17 protein-coding genes are annotated in these 15463 nt (G+C 70.0%); 2 read left to right on the top strand and 15 right to left on the bottom strand.

Going from position 1 to position 15463, the window contains the following annotated elements; all coding sequences use genetic code 11:
• Nucleotides 1–92: 92 nt before the first annotated feature.
• Both ACGFWI_RS05145 and ACGFWI_RS05140 read right to left on the bottom strand, forming a co-directional pair.
• Nucleotides 93–749: a maleylpyruvate isomerase N-terminal domain-containing protein gene (locus ACGFWI_RS05145; protein WP_393904531.1), complete on the bottom strand. Its 657-nt coding sequence runs from the start codon at nt 747–749 to the stop codon at nt 93–95.
• A 180-nt stretch (nt 750–929) separates the two neighbouring features.
• Nucleotides 930–1418 (bottom strand): lamin tail domain-containing protein, encoded by a 489-nt coding sequence (locus ACGFWI_RS05140; protein ID WP_393904530.1) that lies wholly within the window; start codon nt 1416–1418, stop codon nt 930–932.
• A gap of 154 nt (nt 1419–1572) precedes the next feature.
• On the opposite strand from ACGFWI_RS05140, the gene ACGFWI_RS05135 reads away from it, so the two are divergent.
• Nucleotides 1573–2391, top strand: a complete 819-nt coding sequence (locus tag ACGFWI_RS05135; RefSeq protein ID WP_393904529.1) for a DUF817 domain-containing protein — start codon at nt 1573–1575, stop codon at nt 2389–2391.
• Between the two features lie 6 nt (nt 2392–2397).
• Here the strand turns inward: ACGFWI_RS05135 and ACGFWI_RS05130 are convergent, their stop codons facing one another.
• The 9 genes from ACGFWI_RS05130 to ACGFWI_RS05090 form a co-directional block, all read right to left on the bottom strand.
• Complete coding sequence (locus ACGFWI_RS05130) at nt 2398–2694, bottom strand: gas vesicle protein K (RefSeq protein WP_393904528.1); 297 nt, start codon at nt 2692–2694, stop codon at nt 2398–2400.
• The gene (locus ACGFWI_RS05125) at nt 2691–2921 is read right to left on the bottom strand and encodes a gas vesicle protein (protein WP_393904527.1); all 231 of its coding nucleotides are present in this window, start codon (nt 2919–2921) and stop codon (nt 2691–2693) included. Before ACGFWI_RS05125 ends, ACGFWI_RS05130 begins: the two co-directional genes overlap by 4 nt.
• A gap of 3 nt (nt 2922–2924) precedes the next feature.
• Nucleotides 2925–3740 (bottom strand): GvpL/GvpF family gas vesicle protein, encoded by an 816-nt coding sequence (locus tag ACGFWI_RS05120; protein WP_393904526.1) that lies wholly within the window; start codon nt 3738–3740, stop codon nt 2925–2927.
• The gene (locus ACGFWI_RS05115) at nt 3737–4102 is read right to left on the bottom strand and encodes a gas vesicle protein (protein ID WP_393904525.1); all 366 of its coding nucleotides are present in this window, start codon (nt 4100–4102) and stop codon (nt 3737–3739) included. The genes ACGFWI_RS05120 and ACGFWI_RS05115 overlap by 4 nt, the downstream gene beginning before the upstream one ends.
• Before the next feature lie 81 nt (nt 4103–4183).
• Entirely contained in the window at nt 4184–4408 is a 225-nt protein-coding gene (locus ACGFWI_RS05110) for a gas vesicle protein GvpG (RefSeq protein WP_244416569.1), read from the bottom strand.
• Nucleotide 4409: 1 nt separating this feature from the next.
• Nucleotides 4410–5156: a GvpL/GvpF family gas vesicle protein gene (locus ACGFWI_RS05105; protein ID WP_393904524.1), complete on the bottom strand. Its 747-nt coding sequence runs from the start codon at nt 5154–5156 to the stop codon at nt 4410–4412.
• A gap of 3 nt (nt 5157–5159) precedes the next feature.
• Nucleotides 5160–5633 carry a gas vesicle protein GvpJ gene (gene gvpJ, locus ACGFWI_RS05100; protein ID WP_393904523.1) on the bottom strand — a complete coding sequence of 158 codons (474 nt, stop codon included), beginning with the start codon at nt 5631–5633 and terminating at the stop codon, nt 5160–5162.
• Between the two features lie 34 nt (nt 5634–5667).
• Entirely contained in the window at nt 5668–5991 is a 324-nt protein-coding gene (locus ACGFWI_RS05095) for a gas vesicle protein (protein WP_393904522.1), read from the bottom strand.
• Between the two features lie 150 nt (nt 5992–6141).
• A complete protein-coding gene (locus ACGFWI_RS05090; protein WP_393904521.1) occupies nt 6142–8073 on the bottom strand; it encodes a trypsin-like serine peptidase in 1932 nt (643 codons plus the stop codon).
• Between the two features lie 764 nt (nt 8074–8837).
• On the opposite strand from ACGFWI_RS05090, the gene ACGFWI_RS05085 reads away from it, so the two are divergent.
• Nucleotides 8838–10394: a GMC family oxidoreductase gene (locus ACGFWI_RS05085; RefSeq protein WP_393904520.1), complete on the top strand. Its 1557-nt coding sequence runs from the start codon at nt 8838–8840 to the stop codon at nt 10392–10394.
• Between the two features lie 134 nt (nt 10395–10528).
• On the opposite strand, the gene ACGFWI_RS05080 is transcribed toward ACGFWI_RS05085, so the two are convergent.
• From ACGFWI_RS05080 to ACGFWI_RS05065, 4 genes are read right to left on the bottom strand one after another with little or no spacing between them, the layout of a single operon-like run.
• Complete coding sequence (locus tag ACGFWI_RS05080; protein WP_393904519.1) at nt 10529–12043, bottom strand: ABC transporter ATP-binding protein; 1515 nt, start codon at nt 12041–12043, stop codon at nt 10529–10531.
• The gene (locus tag ACGFWI_RS05075; protein ID WP_393904518.1) at nt 12040–12885 is read right to left on the bottom strand and encodes an ABC transporter permease; all 846 of its coding nucleotides are present in this window, start codon (nt 12883–12885) and stop codon (nt 12040–12042) included. The genes ACGFWI_RS05080 and ACGFWI_RS05075 overlap by 4 nt, the downstream gene beginning before the upstream one ends.
• Nucleotides 12882–13904 (bottom strand): ABC transporter permease, encoded by a 1023-nt coding sequence (locus tag ACGFWI_RS05070; RefSeq protein ID WP_393904657.1) that lies wholly within the window; start codon nt 13902–13904, stop codon nt 12882–12884. The genes ACGFWI_RS05075 and ACGFWI_RS05070 overlap by 4 nt, the downstream gene beginning before the upstream one ends.
• Nucleotides 13889–15433 carry an ABC transporter substrate-binding protein gene (locus ACGFWI_RS05065; protein ID WP_393904517.1) on the bottom strand — a complete coding sequence of 515 codons (1545 nt, stop codon included), beginning with the start codon at nt 15431–15433 and terminating at the stop codon, nt 13889–13891. Before ACGFWI_RS05065 ends, ACGFWI_RS05070 begins: the two co-directional genes overlap by 16 nt.
• Nucleotides 15434–15463 lie beyond the last annotated feature (30 nt).

Genomic DNA, 15463 nt, shown 5'->3' with positions numbered 1-15463 from the left:
GGAAAGGGAGGCGGTCGGGTGCGGCAGGGCGCCTGCCGCACCCACCCGGTATGTCTGTCTGTCTGTCCGTCTCTCCGTCCACCGCGGACGTATCAGCCGAGGAAAAGCGGCAGTTTCGCGGCCGACTCGCCGAGTGCGGCCCTCTCCCCTTCGGTCGGTGCCCGGCGGCCGGTGCCGACCAGAAGTGCGTCCTTGTCGGTGAACGATGCGGGGAACGCGGCGTCGGCGATCTCTTCCAGCATCGCGCGGGACCGGGCCAGGCCCTCCGTGGGCGGCTCCGCCGCGTCGGGGAGGCAGGCGATCAGGTCGAGGTGGTGCAGCGTCCATTCCAGAACGTACGCGGTGAGGTAGTCGCCCACGGTGAGAACCTCGTCGCGGGTGCTCACCCGGGCACCGGGGTCGGCGAGCTCGGCGGCGCGTCCGGCGGCGGAGCCGACGTCGTCGAGGTGGAACTTCAGCAGGCGCGGCTCCTCGTACGCGGCGGCCAGCCGGACGATCAGCGCGTCGAGCGGGTCCTCGCCGGTCGGCGGCTGGTCCTCGACGTTCCAGTAGGTCACCGCGTTGACGGTCGGTTCCGTTCCGGTGGGGGTGGCAAGGGTGATCAGGACGTCCTGCGCGTCGATGACCAGGTGGCACACGAGGTCCCGCACGAGCCAGCCGGTGCAGCCGGACGGCTGCTCGAAGTCCTTGTCCGGGAGTTCGGCGACCGCCGTGCGCAGCGCCGTCCAGGAGCGTGAGAAGAGGTCCACCTCGGCAAGGTAGTGCGGCGCCGGAGCGGCGGACAAGCGTATTCGGACGGCAGGGTCGTGAGCGGCCGTCCCCACGCCGGTGGCCTTCAGGATGTCGGACCGCAGCGGCAGGCCCTCTCGCGTCCGTGCCGTGCGGATGCCCCACCTCCGCCGGGGAGATGGGGCCCGCAGGCATCCGGCTCAGGCGTGGTAGCGGATGTACCCGTTGCCGTCGGAATCGGATCCGCTCTTGGTGTAGGAGTGGACGTCCGAGCGGCTGCCGGAGGGCTTGTACAGGTAGACCGTGTCGCGGTCGTTGTTCCACATGAAGTTGCAGTTGTCGCGGTAGACCACGTTGTACTTGTCGGAATCGGTGCCGTGGCCGCCGCGGAGCTTCACATAGTCACCGGGCTGAAGGTAGTGACTGGCGGTGAAGGTGAAGCGGTTGCCGGTGGCGTCCTTGACCACGTAGCCCTTGAGGTTGATCGTCGCCGAGGACGAGTAGTTCTTGATCGTCAGGTACTCCTCGTCGGTGTTGCCGGAGGAGCAGCTGTTGGAGTCCCGGCCGGGCGCGTCGTACTGGACTCCGCGGACCTTCAGTGCCGAGTGGTACTCGGCGGCCTGAGCCGGGGTGGCGACGAAGCAGGCCAGCGCGCCGGCAATGAGGGCCGTCGCTGTCACGGGGCGCATACGCAAGGGAGATCCCCCTCCATGGTGATGGAAATGTGTGGCATGTGAAGGACTCGCAAAGGCCCGCGATGGTTGCACGGTTAACCAAATCGGCGACGGCCCAGGCCACGGGCCCGCGGCAACCGGTGCGCGGGTCCCCTGCGTCGCTCTAGACATGTCCACCGTGAACACCCTTCTGCGACAGACCCTTCTCTTCGCCTGGCTGGAGACGCGCTGCTGTGCCTTCGCCATCGCCCTGCTGTCGGGCGTGGCCGTGTCCCAGGCGCTGCCGCAGTTGCCCATCGCCAGATATGACCTGCTGGTCGTCTATGGGGTGCTGCTGACCGTGGTGTTCCTGGCCTGCCGCTGGGAGAGCGGGCGGGACCTCGCGGTCATCGCGGTGTGTCATGTGATCGGGCTGGCCTTCGAAGTGGTGAAGGTGGCCCTGGGGTCCTGGAGCTATCCGGAGCCGGCTGTGCTGAAGTTCGCCGGCGTGCCCCTCTACGGCGGCTTCCTCTACGCCGCGGTGGGCAGCTACGTATGCCGCGCCTGGCATGTGATGGATCTGGAGCTGAGCCGCTACCGCGCCGGAGCCACCTCGGTGGTGGCCGTCGCGGTCTACGTGAACTTCTTCAGCCATCACTGGCTTCCGGACCTGCGCTGGCCCCTCGCCCTCGCGCTGATCGCGGCCACGGCCGGGACGCAGGTGAAGTTCACCGTGGGGCACACCCGCCATCGCATGCCTCTGGCGCTCGGCTTCGCCCTGATCGGTTTCTTCCTGTGGCTGGCGGAGAACATCGCCACCTACCTCGGCGCCTGGCGCTACCCCGACCAGCTGCACGGCTGGCAGCCGGTGGCCGTGGAGAAGATCGGTGCCTGGGCACTCCTGATCAGCGTGACCTTCGTGCTGGTCGCCTGGTCCAAGAGCAAGCACGTCCCGGGCAACGGGCCGTCCGACGGCGTACCGGACCCCTGTGGCCGGGCAGTCAGCTGAGGGTCCTCAATTGCGTGGCAGGAGCGACCCCAGCGGACCGAGATCGAGGTTGAGGTCTTCGAGGCGCAGGCCGTGCTGATCGCACAGCTCGGTCATCCGCTCTTCGAGGTGCATGAGCGTCTCCCCGATCTGTTCCACCTGCGCGTCGTTCAGGTCTCCCTGTTCCACCCGGCGGATCGCCTGCCGTTCCATCAACTGCCGCAGGAGTTCCACCACGGTGAGTACCAGCGAGACCAGGTCGCGGCCCATTTGCTCACGGTCGATGTCGAGTCTGCTCTCGCACGGACCGGTTCGTTCCCTCACAGCGGGCCCGAATCCGACCACGGCGCGGGCACCCGTTCGCTGACCGAGGAGAGCAGCGCATGCAGGGAGAGCCGCACCAGCGGCACGTCCGCGATGCCGATGACCAGGTCCCCGCTGATGACGACTCCGGTGGACAGGACGCGGTCCAGAAGGTCGACCAGCGGGACACCGACGGGGCCGGAGAGCGGACCCGGTGTTTCCCACGGGACGGGCTGCCCGACGGACATGGCTCACACCTCCCCGACGAAGGAGTACGGGACCCAGGGACCTGATACCTCGACCTCGGCTCCGGTGCGGTGCCGCAGGCGCTCCACGGAGTCCAGCAGTCTCTTCGCGCGCACGGCCGGCAGCAGATAGGTGGCATTCAGGACCTGCAGGCGGTGCTTCTCCCCCGTCAACTCCGGACCGTGCGGGCGCAGCCGGCGGGTCGCGGTGGCCAGGCGGGTCAGGTCGGCATCGATGTCTTCGGCGGTCTGCAGCGCACGGTCATGGTGATGCTCGCGTGCCTGGCGCAGCCCCCGCTTCCGTTCCAGGTAGGCGCGGCCCGCTCCTCCTGGCGCTCCGTCGCCGCCCGGGAGGGGTGCTGCGGGTGCGGTCGCGGAAGGTGTGGGGGTCGCCGCGGGGAGGTAGACCTTGACCCCCCACTCGGCGTGGTCCGCGATGCGTTCCAACACCGCGGTGAAGCGGTCCGTGTCCGCTCCCAGGGCCTCTCGCGCTCGCTCGTCGCCCCGGTAGAGCGTGGCCAGCGCCAGCGGTGCCGTCGGGCCGCAGGCGGCGGCCGCGGTCACCACTTCGTGGTGGGCCCGTGCGCAGTGTTCCAGCGCTTCACGGTCCGACAGCCGCTGCTGCCAGGCGTCCTCGGTGAACTCGGCGGCGGGGACATGCTGGACGACCGCCGTGAGGGACCCGAAGCACAGACCGCGTACGGGGAAGCCTTCGGCGAGGCCGGCGAGCCCGCTGAGGGCGGCCGGGTCGAGCTGTCGGCACACGGCAAAGACGTAGGTCGAGGTGGCGCTCTCCGGGGTGCCCGGCTGCTCCGTCGTCATGTCCGCGCCCCTGCCGTGTCCTTCGTCCCGGAAGAGGGCGAGCCGCCGTCCTCGGCGGACTCCAGTGCTTCCACGCGCTCGCGCAACCGGTCGTTCTCCTCCCGCAGCTCGTTGCGCGCTGCCTTGGAACTGAGTGCGGGGTCGGTCTCCCACCAGTCGATGCCGGCTTTCCTGGCCGTCTCCACGGACGCGACGAACAGCCGCAGCCTGATGGTGAGGAGCTCGATGTCGAGGAGGTCGATCTTGATGTCGCCGGCGATGACGATCCCCTTGTCGAGGACGCGTTCGAGGATGTCGGCGAGGTTCGAGGTACTCGGGCCGTTGGAGGGAGGAGCGGCCCATCTCTCATCGACGTCGGTCACGTGGTCACTCCTTCCTCTTCGTGCGGGCAGGCCACCGGTGCGTCCGTCGGTCCCGGCGCGACGCCTCTCGCCGGCGGCCCGTCAGCTCTCGTACAGCAGGTCGAGCAGTTGCTCCTCTTCACGTTCGAACGCCTCTTTGCTGAGGTGACCGGATTCGAATTCATGGTTCAGCGCGGCGAGCCGGGCGCGGATCACGGAAGGGTCGTGCAGCTCACGGTCGGCCGCCTGGGCAAGTTGATCGGCGACCCAGACCACACCGCGCACGGGCGCGAGCGGCAGCGTGAGCACACCGCTGATCAGCCCCATGTCATCCTCCGGTCCTGCCCGCGAGCGCGCGCGGTTCGAGGAAGCTGTAGCAGGGCAGCGGGCCCGCCACCCGGAGTGCGACGCGATCGCGGTGGTGCCGGGCGAGCCGCTCCGCCTCCGCGGTGAAGTCGGCGCTGTCGCTCCGGTCCACCAGGAACGACATATTGACCTGGCACCCGGATACCTCCGGCCCGGCGGCGACCGCACGGGCCCGGGGCGTCAGCTCACGCACGATGTCATGGCCCGCTTCAGCGGCCCGGCGCGACAGTGCGGTGGCCACCGCCTCTCCGAGGCGCATGTTCGCCTCGTAGCTCGGGCGTCGGCGCACCGCCTCGCGCAGGCCGCGAATGGTCGCGTCCCCTTGGACGAGCGCGGCGAGCGAGTCGTCGGCCGGCATCGCTTTGACGTTGATCTCGACCCGTCCCGCGAGGTCGTCCAGGGAGGCCAGATGACGCTCCTCGGCGTCCGAAAGCTGTCGGCGGACCACTGTGTGGTCCGATGCGACCATCCCGAACCGCATGGGCAGGACGGGCCCGTCCTCGGCCAGGGCGAGCAGCAGCTCCTGGTGTGCCATGAGGTCGCGGCGACGGGCGCGCAGCTGGGGCGGCGCCTGGCTCACGACCGCGGCAAGCCGCCCCTCGGCGATGTGCTCCACCACCCCTGGGGGCTCCCCCACTCCGCCCAGGTCCGGGGGCAACGGGTGGCCGGCCCGGACGATGCCGTAGACGTAGATGCCGTCCTCCGTCACGGGTTACTCCTCCTCTGAGCGCCGCCGGCGGGAAGCGGCTCCGGACCGGGCGGAACTGCTGCGCCGCCGCCGCGCGGGCTGTGCTTCCTCCTCGGATTCGTCATCCGAGTCGTCGTCCCCGCCCACCACGGAGCGGACACTCTCGCCAATTGATTTGGCTGCTTTTTTGGCTTTGCTCTTTCCGACGCTCTTGGCGGCCTGGCCACCGAAGAGCTCCGGGACGGTCACGCTTCCCGAATCGTGCTCCAGATCCAGTCGATTGCACGCCTCCGCGAAACGCAGGTACGTATCGACGCTGGCCACCACGATGCGGGCATCTATCTTGAGGATCTCGATCCCGACCAGGGACACCCGTATGAACACATCGATGACCATCCCCCGGTCCAGGATGAGTTCCATCACGTCGTACAGGGTTCCTGCCCTCGGCGGGCAGGGGATTACCTCGCCGGACAATCCTGAATAAGTCGCCGTGGTCATCTGGGGTGCCCTTTCAGTGGTCGGCGCGGCGCGTTCACTGGTCGGCCGCACCTCGTCGATAGCGGTGGGTTCGGTAGTACTCGAGCAGCTCGCCGTCGTCGTCGAGCTTCACCTCGTAGGTGGCGAGAAGGCTCGTGGTATCCGGGATCCGCGCCAGCTCCAGCACATCCACCTCGACACACCAGCCGCCGTCCGTCCGCCGTACCGCGGAAACACCTTCGACCCGCTGGCTGATCAGGCCCTGCAGCAATTCGGCGGCCCGGCGGGCCACCGACCCGGGGTCCTTCTCCGGAGTCTTCTTCTGGTGCTTTCGGGCAGCCGTGGACGACCGAACCCGCGTTCGGGATTGTTCTGCCATACACCCAGTCTCATCGCCATCCTGACCTGCGCATCTTCAGCGGGACCAAATGATGCGTCCGGCGGACGACGACGGCGCGATGCGCAGCGAAAATGCCTTCCGGTTCTGCGGGGAGAACCGGAAGGCATTCATGACGCGTGGCGTGGTGGTTCAGCTGATTTGTGGGGGAACGAGCACGCGTTCGCGGGCCAGGGACGTGGCGGTGGTCTCGCCGTACAGGACGAGCTTCCCTCCGGGCCAGCGGGCGATCAGGTCGTCCTGGCGGGTGCCGCCACCGAAGGCACCGACGGTGACGAGGCTGCTGTTACGCCATACGGACTTCGCGGGCCGGAGCCGGCGTTCGGCATCGAGGCCCTTGGCGGCGGGGTGCTCGTAGACGGTGACCTCGCCGTCGGACCACGCAACGAGCAGATCCTGGTCGCCGGCCGTGGCGCTGAAGTCGCCGGTGGCGATGTCGCGGGCGTGCGGCCAGGTCTTGTTGCGTTTGGCGAGCTGCTTCTCCGCGTGCAGGCCCTTGCCGTCGACGTTGGTGTAGAGGGTCACCTCGCCGTCGGACCAGCGCACCACGAGGTCGTCGCGTCGTGTGTTGCCGCCGCCGAAGCGGCCTGCGGTGATGCCGTAGGCGTGCGTCCAGGTGTCATTGGGGCCCTTGAGCTGGACCTCGTTGGTGAGCTTGGTGGTTTCGTTGACGTCCTTGAAGAGGCTCAGCCTGCCGTTGGCCCAGCGGACGAGGAGGTCGTCGGTGTTGTTGCCGGTGAATTCGCCCGCGGTGACCTTCGCCTGCTTCCAGGGCTCGTTCTTCTTGGTGAGCTGGATGTCCCTGCCGAAGCCGTACGTGCGGGTGCCGGGGTAGAGGGAGACCTCCCCGTCGGACCAGCGCACGATCAGGTCACCGGTGTTGTTGCGCACCGAGCCGGTATGGAACCGGCCGGTGGCCAAGGCCGTGGCGTTCTGCCAAGTGGCGGCGCTGCCAAGGGGGTTGACTGTGTCTGGCACCGCGTCGCCGACCGCCTGGTGGTAGAGACGGAAGACGTCGTTGTCGAACTGAGAGGTATAGGAGGTGTCGTCGCGGAGCCCGCCGGTCTTGTAGCCGCCTATGGCACCGACGAGGTTGCCGCGGCTGCCGTCGAAGCCCTCCAGGAACGGACCGCCGCTGACGCCGGAGCGATAGCCGTCACATTTGATCTCCATGAACCGGCCCTGGAAGGCCTTGGTGTCGTTCGTGCACTGCAGCGGCGTCTTCTGGCCACCGGGGTAGCCGATGACCGTGACATCACGGCGGGCCAGCTTGGCGGCGGGGACGGCCGTGAGGGTGTTGCCGCGGCCGACGGCGTCTTCCAGCAACTGGCCCTGGGAGTTGGGCCCCACACGCAGGAAGGCGAAGTCCACATCGTCGCTGGGTGACGAGGACAGGTACCGGCCGTCGATCCAGACCTTGCCCTGCTGCATCGGGAAGATGCCGTACGGGGTCTCCCCGGCCTGCCCGGCCGGCCAAGCCCCTGCGCGGTAGCCGGGCACGAACGCGACATTGCGGTACGGCTTGTCGTTCTTGAGGCAGTGCGCCGCCGTGAGGACCAGGCTCTTGGTCGGCGAGGTCACGGCACTGGCGCTGCAGAACTGGTTGGGGGTCGGCGTTCCGTCGTCATTGCGGAACAGGAACACCCCGACCGTGGCGACCCCGGCGTGCGCCTGATGGGTCGGCTGCGACAGCGAACGGCTGCCCGCCGCAGCGGCGCCGGGCCGCACGCCAGGGAGCTTCTCGCCGTCCCGTACCGCGTCCACGGGGACGGCGGAACGGATGCGCTCGGGTGTCCAGTAGCGCTCCGCCTCCTGAGCCTTGCGTATCTCTTCGGGCGTCACGCCCCGGGAAGGCTTCGCCGAATCGCCCGGCGCGGGAGTCGCCGTGGCGGCGGTGGGATCCGGTGCCGGCCGGTCGCCCGGCAGCGACCGGTAGGAACCGTGGGAGGTGCTCGCGTTGCCCGCCGCTGGTGCCGAGTGGCGAGCGGCGGCGGCCGGGACGGCGAGAACGATCGAGGCGCAGGCGCCGATGGCGGCGGCGTGCCCCCAGGATATTCGTTTCATGAGCCTGTCTATGGGAGACGTGACACCGATGCGGGTGTCAGCTGTGGGTTACGGGACGAAGGTGCTGTGCCGTACGGGAGTTGGCAGGCATCGCGGTTCATGGCGCGTGCGTCTGCGGGCCCCAGGAGCGAGGGCCAATGAGCCGGTGAGGGGGTGGCAGCCCGTCACACGGCGTGCTTAACCGGGCCGTTCGAGGCGTCGTCAGCGCCTTCGCCGGCGCTCCGGTAGCCGTTCCGGGGACGCGGTTGCGGAGAGGTGCGGTATCGGTCGTGCCGTCAGCGGTGGCGAGGCCGGCGCGCGCTGATGGGGCGCTCGCGGTCTCCAGGGCCCGGACGCCGGGGACTTCCCGTGTCACGCAGCCCTTCGTGGCGTCGGCCTGGAAACCGCGGTCCGGTTCCAGTGACACGGGCAAGTAACCGACTGCGGGCGCGGGATGTCACGGGGGTCCTTCCGGGAAGGGCGACGGCGCATCCGCGATCCCCCCATGGATGTAATGACGGCGTAAGAAGCGGGAGGAAGGTATCACGAAACCACAGACAAAAACGGACAGTGGTGGTTTGCGAAGAATCACGGCGAACGCAGCTCCGTCGTCAGCCCGTCGGCGTCCTGTACAAGAGCTCCGCCCGTCCCACCGCCGGGGAACCGCGCGACGGGCCGGGCCCGGCCGGCGCCCGTCGACAATGGCTGATTTCCCGGTGTGGTGCGACCCGCCTGCACAGGTTGGGTGAAGAGGGTCGGGACAGGGCGGATGGAGGGGGACACGGGTGTACGACTACATCATCGTGGGTGCCGGGTCGGCGGGGTGCGTTCTGGCAGCTCGGCTCAGCGAGGACGAGAACACCCGTGTGCTGCTCATCGAGGCCGGGCCGGCGGACGATGCCCAGGAGATCCATGTCCCGGCCGCCTTCAGCAAGTTGTTCCAGACGAAGTACGACTGGAGCTACCTCAGCGCATGTGAACCGGGCCTGGACGGCCGCCGCCGGTTCCTGCCCCGGGGGCGGATGCTCGGTGGTTCGTCGTCGATGAACGCGATGATCTACATTCGCGGCAACCGGCGTGACTACGACGCCTGGGCCGCCGCGGGCGCCGAGCAGTGGGGCTGGGACGACGTCCTCCCCTACTTCCTGCGCGCCGAGGACTTCCAGGGCGAGCGGTCACCGTGGCACGGCACCGGCGGTCCGCTGACCGTCAGCGAGGGCCGCTCCCGGCATCCGCTGATGGCTGCTTATCTGGCGGCCGCCCAGGAAGCCGGGCATCCCTTCACCGCCGACTTCAACGGTCCAGAGCAGGACGGTGTCGGCTACTACCACCTCACTCAGCGCGACGGCATGCGCTGCAGCACGGCTGTGGCGTATCTGCGGCCGGCTCTGGCCCGGCCGAACCTTGAGGTGCTCACCGGCGCCCAGTGCACCCGCATCCTGTTCGAGGGCGATCGCGCGAGCGGCGTCGAGGTGGAGCGGGGCGGCGAACTGCTGCAACGGCGGGCCGAGCGGGAGGTGGTGCTGTCGGCCGGTGCGTACAACTCCCCGCAGCTGCTGATGCTTTCCGGTATCGGCGTGGCCGGGGAACTGGCGTCCCTCGGGATCACGCCCCTGGTGGACCTCCCCGTGGGGGAGAACCTGCAGGACCACCCGCACGTCGGCCTCTCCTATCTGACCGATACCGCAACCCTGTTGACCGCCGAGACGCCGGACAATGTGCGACTGCTGGAGACCGAGGGGCGTGGCCCGCTCACCTCCAACGTCGGTGAGGTCGGCGGCTTCCACCGCACCCACGAGGGGCTGGCCGCCCCGGACATCCAGGTGCACGCCGTCCCGGTGATGTTCCACGAGGAGGGCATCAGCCCCGTCACCGACCACGCCTTCATGTTCGGCGCCGTCCTGCTCGCCCCCACCAGCCGCGGCAAGGTCTCGCTGCGGTCGGCGATCCCCAGCGCCCATCCGCACATCCTGCACAACTATCTGGCCACCGAGGAGGACCGCACCACGGTGGTGCGGGCGCTGAGGATGCTGCTGGACATCGCCGACCGGCCCAGTCTGCGCAAGCACCGCCGCGCCGACTTCCGCGTTCCCCGCTCCACGGACGACGCCGGGCTGCTGGACTTCGCCCGTCGTGAACTGCAGACCCTGTACCACCCGGCGGGTACCTGCTCGATCGGCCCCGTGGTCGACTCCCGGCTCAGGGTGCACGGGGTGAGCGGCCTGCGGGTGGTGGACGCCTCGGTGATGCCCACCGTGGTGCGGGGCAACACCAATGCCCCCACGATCATGATCGCGGAGAAGGCGGCCGACCTGATCCGTGACGTCCCCGCGCCGGCCTGACCGGTCCTGCCCCCGGGGCCGGTCAGACCGGCAGCTGTCCGGTGACCTGTCTTGTCCTGGTGGGTGGAGGAACGGACGGCCTCCCACGAGGCCATCACGAGCGCCGCCGCATGCAGCAGATCTGCGACGCACCGTCACGCCGGTTGCGCGGCCACGCTCTCGTGGGCACCTGCCGGCTGTACGCGTCCCTCGCGGAGCAGATGGACGCTGTCGGTATAGGCGGTGATGAGGTCCAGTTCGTGGCTGACGAGGACCAGGGTCAGCCGGCATTCGGCGCGCAGGCGGGTGAGGAGTTCCATGACCGCGGTGGCCGTCGTCGGGTCGAGCGCCGAGGTGACTTCGTCGCAGAGCAGGAGGTCGGGGTCGGTGGCCAGGGCGCGGGCGATGGAGGCGCGCTGGCGCTGACCGCCGGACAGTTCATGGGGGTAGCGGGCGGCGAAGTCGGCGGGGAGGCCGACGTCGTCGAGGAGTGCGTCGACGCGGGCCGGCATCTCGGATCTGCTGACGGTGCGGTGGAGTTGCAGGGGGCGGGTGAGGGACGCGCCGATGGTGCGCGCGGGGTTGAGGGCGCCCAACGGGTTCTGCGGGATGAGCTGGATGCGCCGCTGCTGGTCGCGGTTGCGCCTGCGGGCTTGCGCGGGCAGCGGCCGTCCGTTCCAGGTGAGGGTGCCGGCGTCGGGTTTCTGGAGGCCGGCCAGGGTCCGCAGCAGTGTGGTTTTGCCGGATCCGGACGGGCCGATGATGCCGGTGGCCGAGCCGGGCGGCGCATGGAAGTCCGCCTCCTTCAGGGCCTGGTGGGTGTGGCCCCGGTGGGTGAAGGCGACCTCCAGCCGGGCGGCGCGCAGGCCGTCGGTGGGGGCGGCCGGAGGTTCGGGGACAGGGCGGCGGTCGGTCTTCCGTAGCGGGTCACCGGTTCCCGAGTGGGGCGTGGCCGGGGCGCGGAGGGTGATGACGGTGTCCGCGCAGGCTTCGACGACGTGCGGATCGTGGCAGGCCAGGAGGACGGCGATGCCGCGGTCGGTGGCGAGCCGGCGCAGCAGGCCGACGATCTCGTCGCGCAGGGCCGTGTCGAGGCCGGCGGTGGGTTCGTCCAGCAGGAGCACATCGGGGTGCCGGGCCAGGGCGCGGGCCAGCGCGAGTCGGCGTTGCTGGCCGCCGGACAGTGCGCCGGGGCGGTGGTGGGCGAGATCCTCGGGCAGCCGGCACTCGGTCATCAGTGCCGCGACGGCCTGGGGCGTGGGGTCGGTGGCGACTTCGGCGATCAGACGTCCGGCGGTCATCCGGGGGTTGAGGGCGGAGCCGGGGTCCTGTCCGACGTAGGCGATGCGGTGGCGGCGCAGGGCGCGCAGCGCGTCGGGCGCCAGCGTGCACACGTCCTTGCCGAGGACTTCGAGGGAGCCGGACGTGACCTGAGCGCCTGGGGGAAGAGCGCCGATGAGGGCGCGGAGCAAGGTCGTCTTGCCGGAACCGGAGGGGCCGGTGAGTGCGGTGATCCCGCCGGTCGGCAGGCTGAGGCTGGTGTGCTGCAGCAGGAGCGGGCCGTCGGGGAACCCTATGGCGAGGTCGGTGACCGTAACGGGCGGCGAGGTGTCGGTCATGGCCAAGGAGGTGTCCTGGTCTGTGGGCGCGGGGCGGCCGTTGGTGGTCATCGCAGGGCGGCCCTCCGTGCGGTGGCGGGGGCCAGCGCGTTGGCGGCGAGGTTGACGCTGATGGCGAGCAGGCCGATGGCGAGGCCGGGGGCGACGACGGCCCAGGGGTTGAGGAGGATGCCGGGCCCGTTCTCGCGGATCATCAATGCCCAGTCGGCTTCGGGTGGTTGGGGGCCGAGCTGGAGGAAACCGGCCATGGAGATGACGTAGACGGCGTCGACGAAACGCAGGCCGAACAGGGCCAGGACGGTGGCGCGGAGATTGGGCAGGATCTCCCGCAGGGCCAGATGCCCGAGGCGTTCGCCGCTCGCGGTGGCCGCTTCGATGAATCCGCTGGTGGCCAGGGGCGCTGCGGCGCTGGCGACGATCCGCACGGCATACGGGACGCCCAGGGCGATGGCGGCCAGGGTGATCGCGAGCCGCCCGCCGCCGGGCCAGGCCAGTGCGAGGAGCATGATGCCCAGCACCGGCGGCAGCAGGATGGCGGTGTCCGCGGTGCGTTCGACGAGGCGCCCGAGCCGGGGGCTGAGGACCGCGAAGCAGCCGAGCAGCGTGGCCAACAGCGTGACGACGACCGCCACGATCAGGGCGCTGCCGATCAGTGCGCTGCCGCCGTGCAGCAGGCGGCTGAGGACATCGCGGCCGAGCTGGTCACCGCCCAGGAAGGTGTCCGTGCCTGCCTCGCCGTAGGGAGCGGTGACCGGCTTGTCGACGGGGTGCGCGGCCAGCAGCGGTCCCGTCACCGCCACCAGGACGAGCAGGACGGCGGGGAGGACGGGGGCAAGGATCCGTGGCCAGGGGCGGCGCGCATGCCGCTGGTCGGGGACCGCGACGGCGGTCATGAGGGGGCTCCCAGGGTGCGGGCGCGGACGAGGTCGGCCAGGAGGAGGATGACGGTGATCAGGGCGGCGGCGCAGGCGACGACGGCGGCGATGACGGGGGTGTCGCGGTCGGCCACCGCTCCGGCCAGCACCGTGCCGATTCCCGGGTAGTTGAAGAGGGTTTCCACCACCACCGTTCCGCCGAGCAGCATGCCGGTGGAGGTGGCGGTTCCGGTGGCGATGGCCGGCCAGGCACCCGGCAGGGCGTGGCGCAGCAGGACGCGACGGGTGGACAGCCCGTCGAGGCGGGCGGCCTCCACATGCGGGGTCGCGGCCTGGTCGGCGAGCGCGGCGCGGACGATGCGGGTGTTCCAGCCGGTCTGCGGGACCGTCAGGGCCAGCACCGGCATCACGAGCATGGACCAGGTGGCGGGTGAGCCGTCGGCGCCGGTGACCGTGGCGGCGGGCAGCCAGCCGGTCCACAGGGACAGCACCAGCAGCAGGCCGATGGAGACCACGAATTCGGGCAGGGCGAAGGCGGCGGTGGAGGTCAGGTCCACGACCCGGTCCACGACTCCCTGGGGGCGGGCGGAGGCCCAGATGCCCACGGCGAGTGCCGCGATGACGGTCAGGACGAACGCGGTGGCGCCCAGCAGGACGGTGTTGGGCAGGGGGGCGGCGAGCAGATCGGTGACCTGTTCGCCGCGGGCGGAGGTGCCGAGATCACCGGTCGGCAGAGCGGTGATCCAGTCCCAGAAGCGTTCCCACACCGGCCGGTCCAGGCCGAGCAGATGCCGGCGGGCGGCGACTCCGGCGGCGCCCTCGCCGCGTTCGGAGGCGGCCGAGGCCGCGTCGCCGGGCAGCAGCTCGATCGCGGCGAACACCACGGCGAGCAGGACGAGCAGCATCAGGAGGCGTTTGCCCAGTACGGCGGCGACCCGCAGGGCCAGGGTGCCGGCGCGACGCGCGGCCGAGGCCGCCACGGGCTGGGTGGCGGCCTCGGCCGGGCGGAGGATCGTGTCGGTCACCGGGCCAGCCAGACGTTTTCGAGCTGGACGCGTCCGTAACCGGGGAGTTCGGGAAGGCCGTGGACCGTGGGCGCGGCCAGGTCGATCCCGTCGGCCATGCCCCACAGCAGGTAGCCGGAGCTGTCGTACTCGATCTGCTGGAGGTCGCGCAGGGCGGCGGCGCGAGCCTTGGGTGCGGGGGTGGCGATGGCCTTGTGGTAGGCGGCGTCGAAGTCCTTGTCGGACCAGTCGGCCTCGTTCTGGCCGGCTCCACTGGTCATGGTCTTGGAGGCGAAGAAGACCACGGAGTCGTTGGTGCCCCAGTAGTTGGTGTAGAAGTCGCCCTTGAGCCAGGTCTTTTGGTAGAAGGTGCCGGACTCCTGCTTGACCACCTTGATCTTGATGCCGGCCTCGCGGGCCTGGGAGGAGAACAGCGTCGCGGACTCGGAGAGCCCGGAGATGTCCTCCGTGGTGACCAGCTCGTAGGTCTGGGAGAAGTCGAACTTGGCTTCCTTGAGCAGCTGCTTCGCCTTGGCGAGGTCGCGGTGGCGCTGCGGGATGCTCGTGGCGTAGTCGGGGTCGCCGGTGCCCAGGATGTCGTTGGCGACGGTGCCGTACCCGGACAGGACCTGCTTGACCATGGCCTTGCGGTCCACGACGAGCTTCATCGCCTCACGGACCTTGGGGTCGGCGAACGGCCCGCTGGACGTGCGCATCACGATCGGCATGGCCATGTCGTTGGGGCGCCGGACGACCTTGATGTCCTTGCGCGCGTCCGCGGTGCGGGCGGCGACCGGCCCGGCGTTGGAGGCCACGTCGATCTGACCGGACATCATGGCGTTCGCCATCGCCTGCGGGCTCTCGAACATGGTCACCTCGATGGCGTCGAGGTGGACCGTGCCGCCGTGCCAGTGCTCGTTGCGCAGCAGCCGGGCGTTGCCGCCGCGGTACCAGTCGAGCTTGAAGGGGCCGGTTCCGGGTGCCTTGGCGATGTCCTTGTCGGGGGTGTTCTTCTTGAGGATGAACGTGGACAGGCGGGTGATCATGGGGAGTTCCGCGTTGGCGAAGTCGGAGACGAGGACGACGGTGTCCTTGCCCTCTGCGGTGATGTGGTCCGCCTTGATGCCGGGCAGCCGCGCCGCGCCGGCGGGGGTGTTGCGCAGTCGGCGCAGTGACCACACCACGTCGTCGGCGGTGACCGGGGTCCCGTCGTGGAAGGTCGCGCCCTTGGCGATCGTGAAGCGCCAGGTCTTGAGGTCCTTCGACGGCTTCCAGGAGGAGGCGAGGCGGCCGACGGTGTTGTCCTTGAGCCCCGGTGCGGTGAGGGTGTCGTAGACGAGGGCGATGACGAGGTAGTCGCTCTCGTTGCCCTGAGTGCCGTGCGGGTCGCGGGTGATGGCCGAGGAGCGGCCGAGCGCGCCGATGCGGAGAGTGCCGCCCTTTCTCGGCTTGCCACCCGAGCCGGAGGAGGCCGCGTTGTCGCCGCCTCCACAGGCGGCCAGCAGCGCGGCCGCGCCTATGCCGCCACCGGCCCAGAGCACCTGACGCCTCTTCCAGTCCACGTTGCCTCGCTCCACTCAGTGACAATTTCT

Source organism: Streptomyces sp. NPDC048434, assembly GCF_043200375.1.
Lineage (GTDB): Bacteria > Actinomycetota > Actinomycetes > Streptomycetales > Streptomycetaceae > Streptomyces.
The sequence above is the reverse complement of the archived record's forward strand: the minus strand, read 5'-3'. Positions and strand labels throughout refer to the sequence as shown.

Coding starts and splice junctions, on each gene's coding strand:
- ACGFWI_RS05090 (WP_393904521.1), bottom strand. CDS start 8,073: ATGAAACGAATATCCTGGGGGCACGCCGCCGCCATCGGCGCCTGCGCC.
- ACGFWI_RS05080 (WP_393904519.1), bottom strand. CDS start 12,043: ATGACCACCAACGGCCGCCCCGCGCCCACAGACCAGGACACCTCCTTG.
- ACGFWI_RS05120 (WP_393904526.1), bottom strand. CDS start 3,740: ATGACGACGGAGCAGCCGGGCACCCCGGAGAGCGCCACCTCGACCTAC.
- ACGFWI_RS05135 (WP_393904529.1), top strand. CDS start 1,573: ATGTCCACCGTGAACACCCTTCTGCGACAGACCCTTCTCTTCGCCTGG.
- ACGFWI_RS05075 (WP_393904518.1), bottom strand. CDS start 12,885: ATGACCGCCGTCGCGGTCCCCGACCAGCGGCATGCGCGCCGCCCCTGG.
- ACGFWI_RS05125 (WP_393904527.1), bottom strand. CDS start 2,921: ATGTCCGTCGGGCAGCCCGTCCCGTGGGAAACACCGGGTCCGCTCTCC.
- ACGFWI_RS05110 (WP_244416569.1), bottom strand. CDS start 4,408: ATGGGGCTGATCAGCGGTGTGCTCACGCTGCCGCTCGCGCCCGTGCGC.
- ACGFWI_RS05095 (WP_393904522.1), bottom strand. CDS start 5,991: ATGGCAGAACAATCCCGAACGCGGGTTCGGTCGTCCACGGCTGCCCGA.
- gvpJ (WP_393904523.1), bottom strand. CDS start 5,633: ATGACCACGGCGACTTATTCAGGATTGTCCGGCGAGGTAATCCCCTGC.
- ACGFWI_RS05140 (WP_393904530.1), bottom strand. CDS start 1,418: ATGCGCCCCGTGACAGCGACGGCCCTCATTGCCGGCGCGCTGGCCTGC.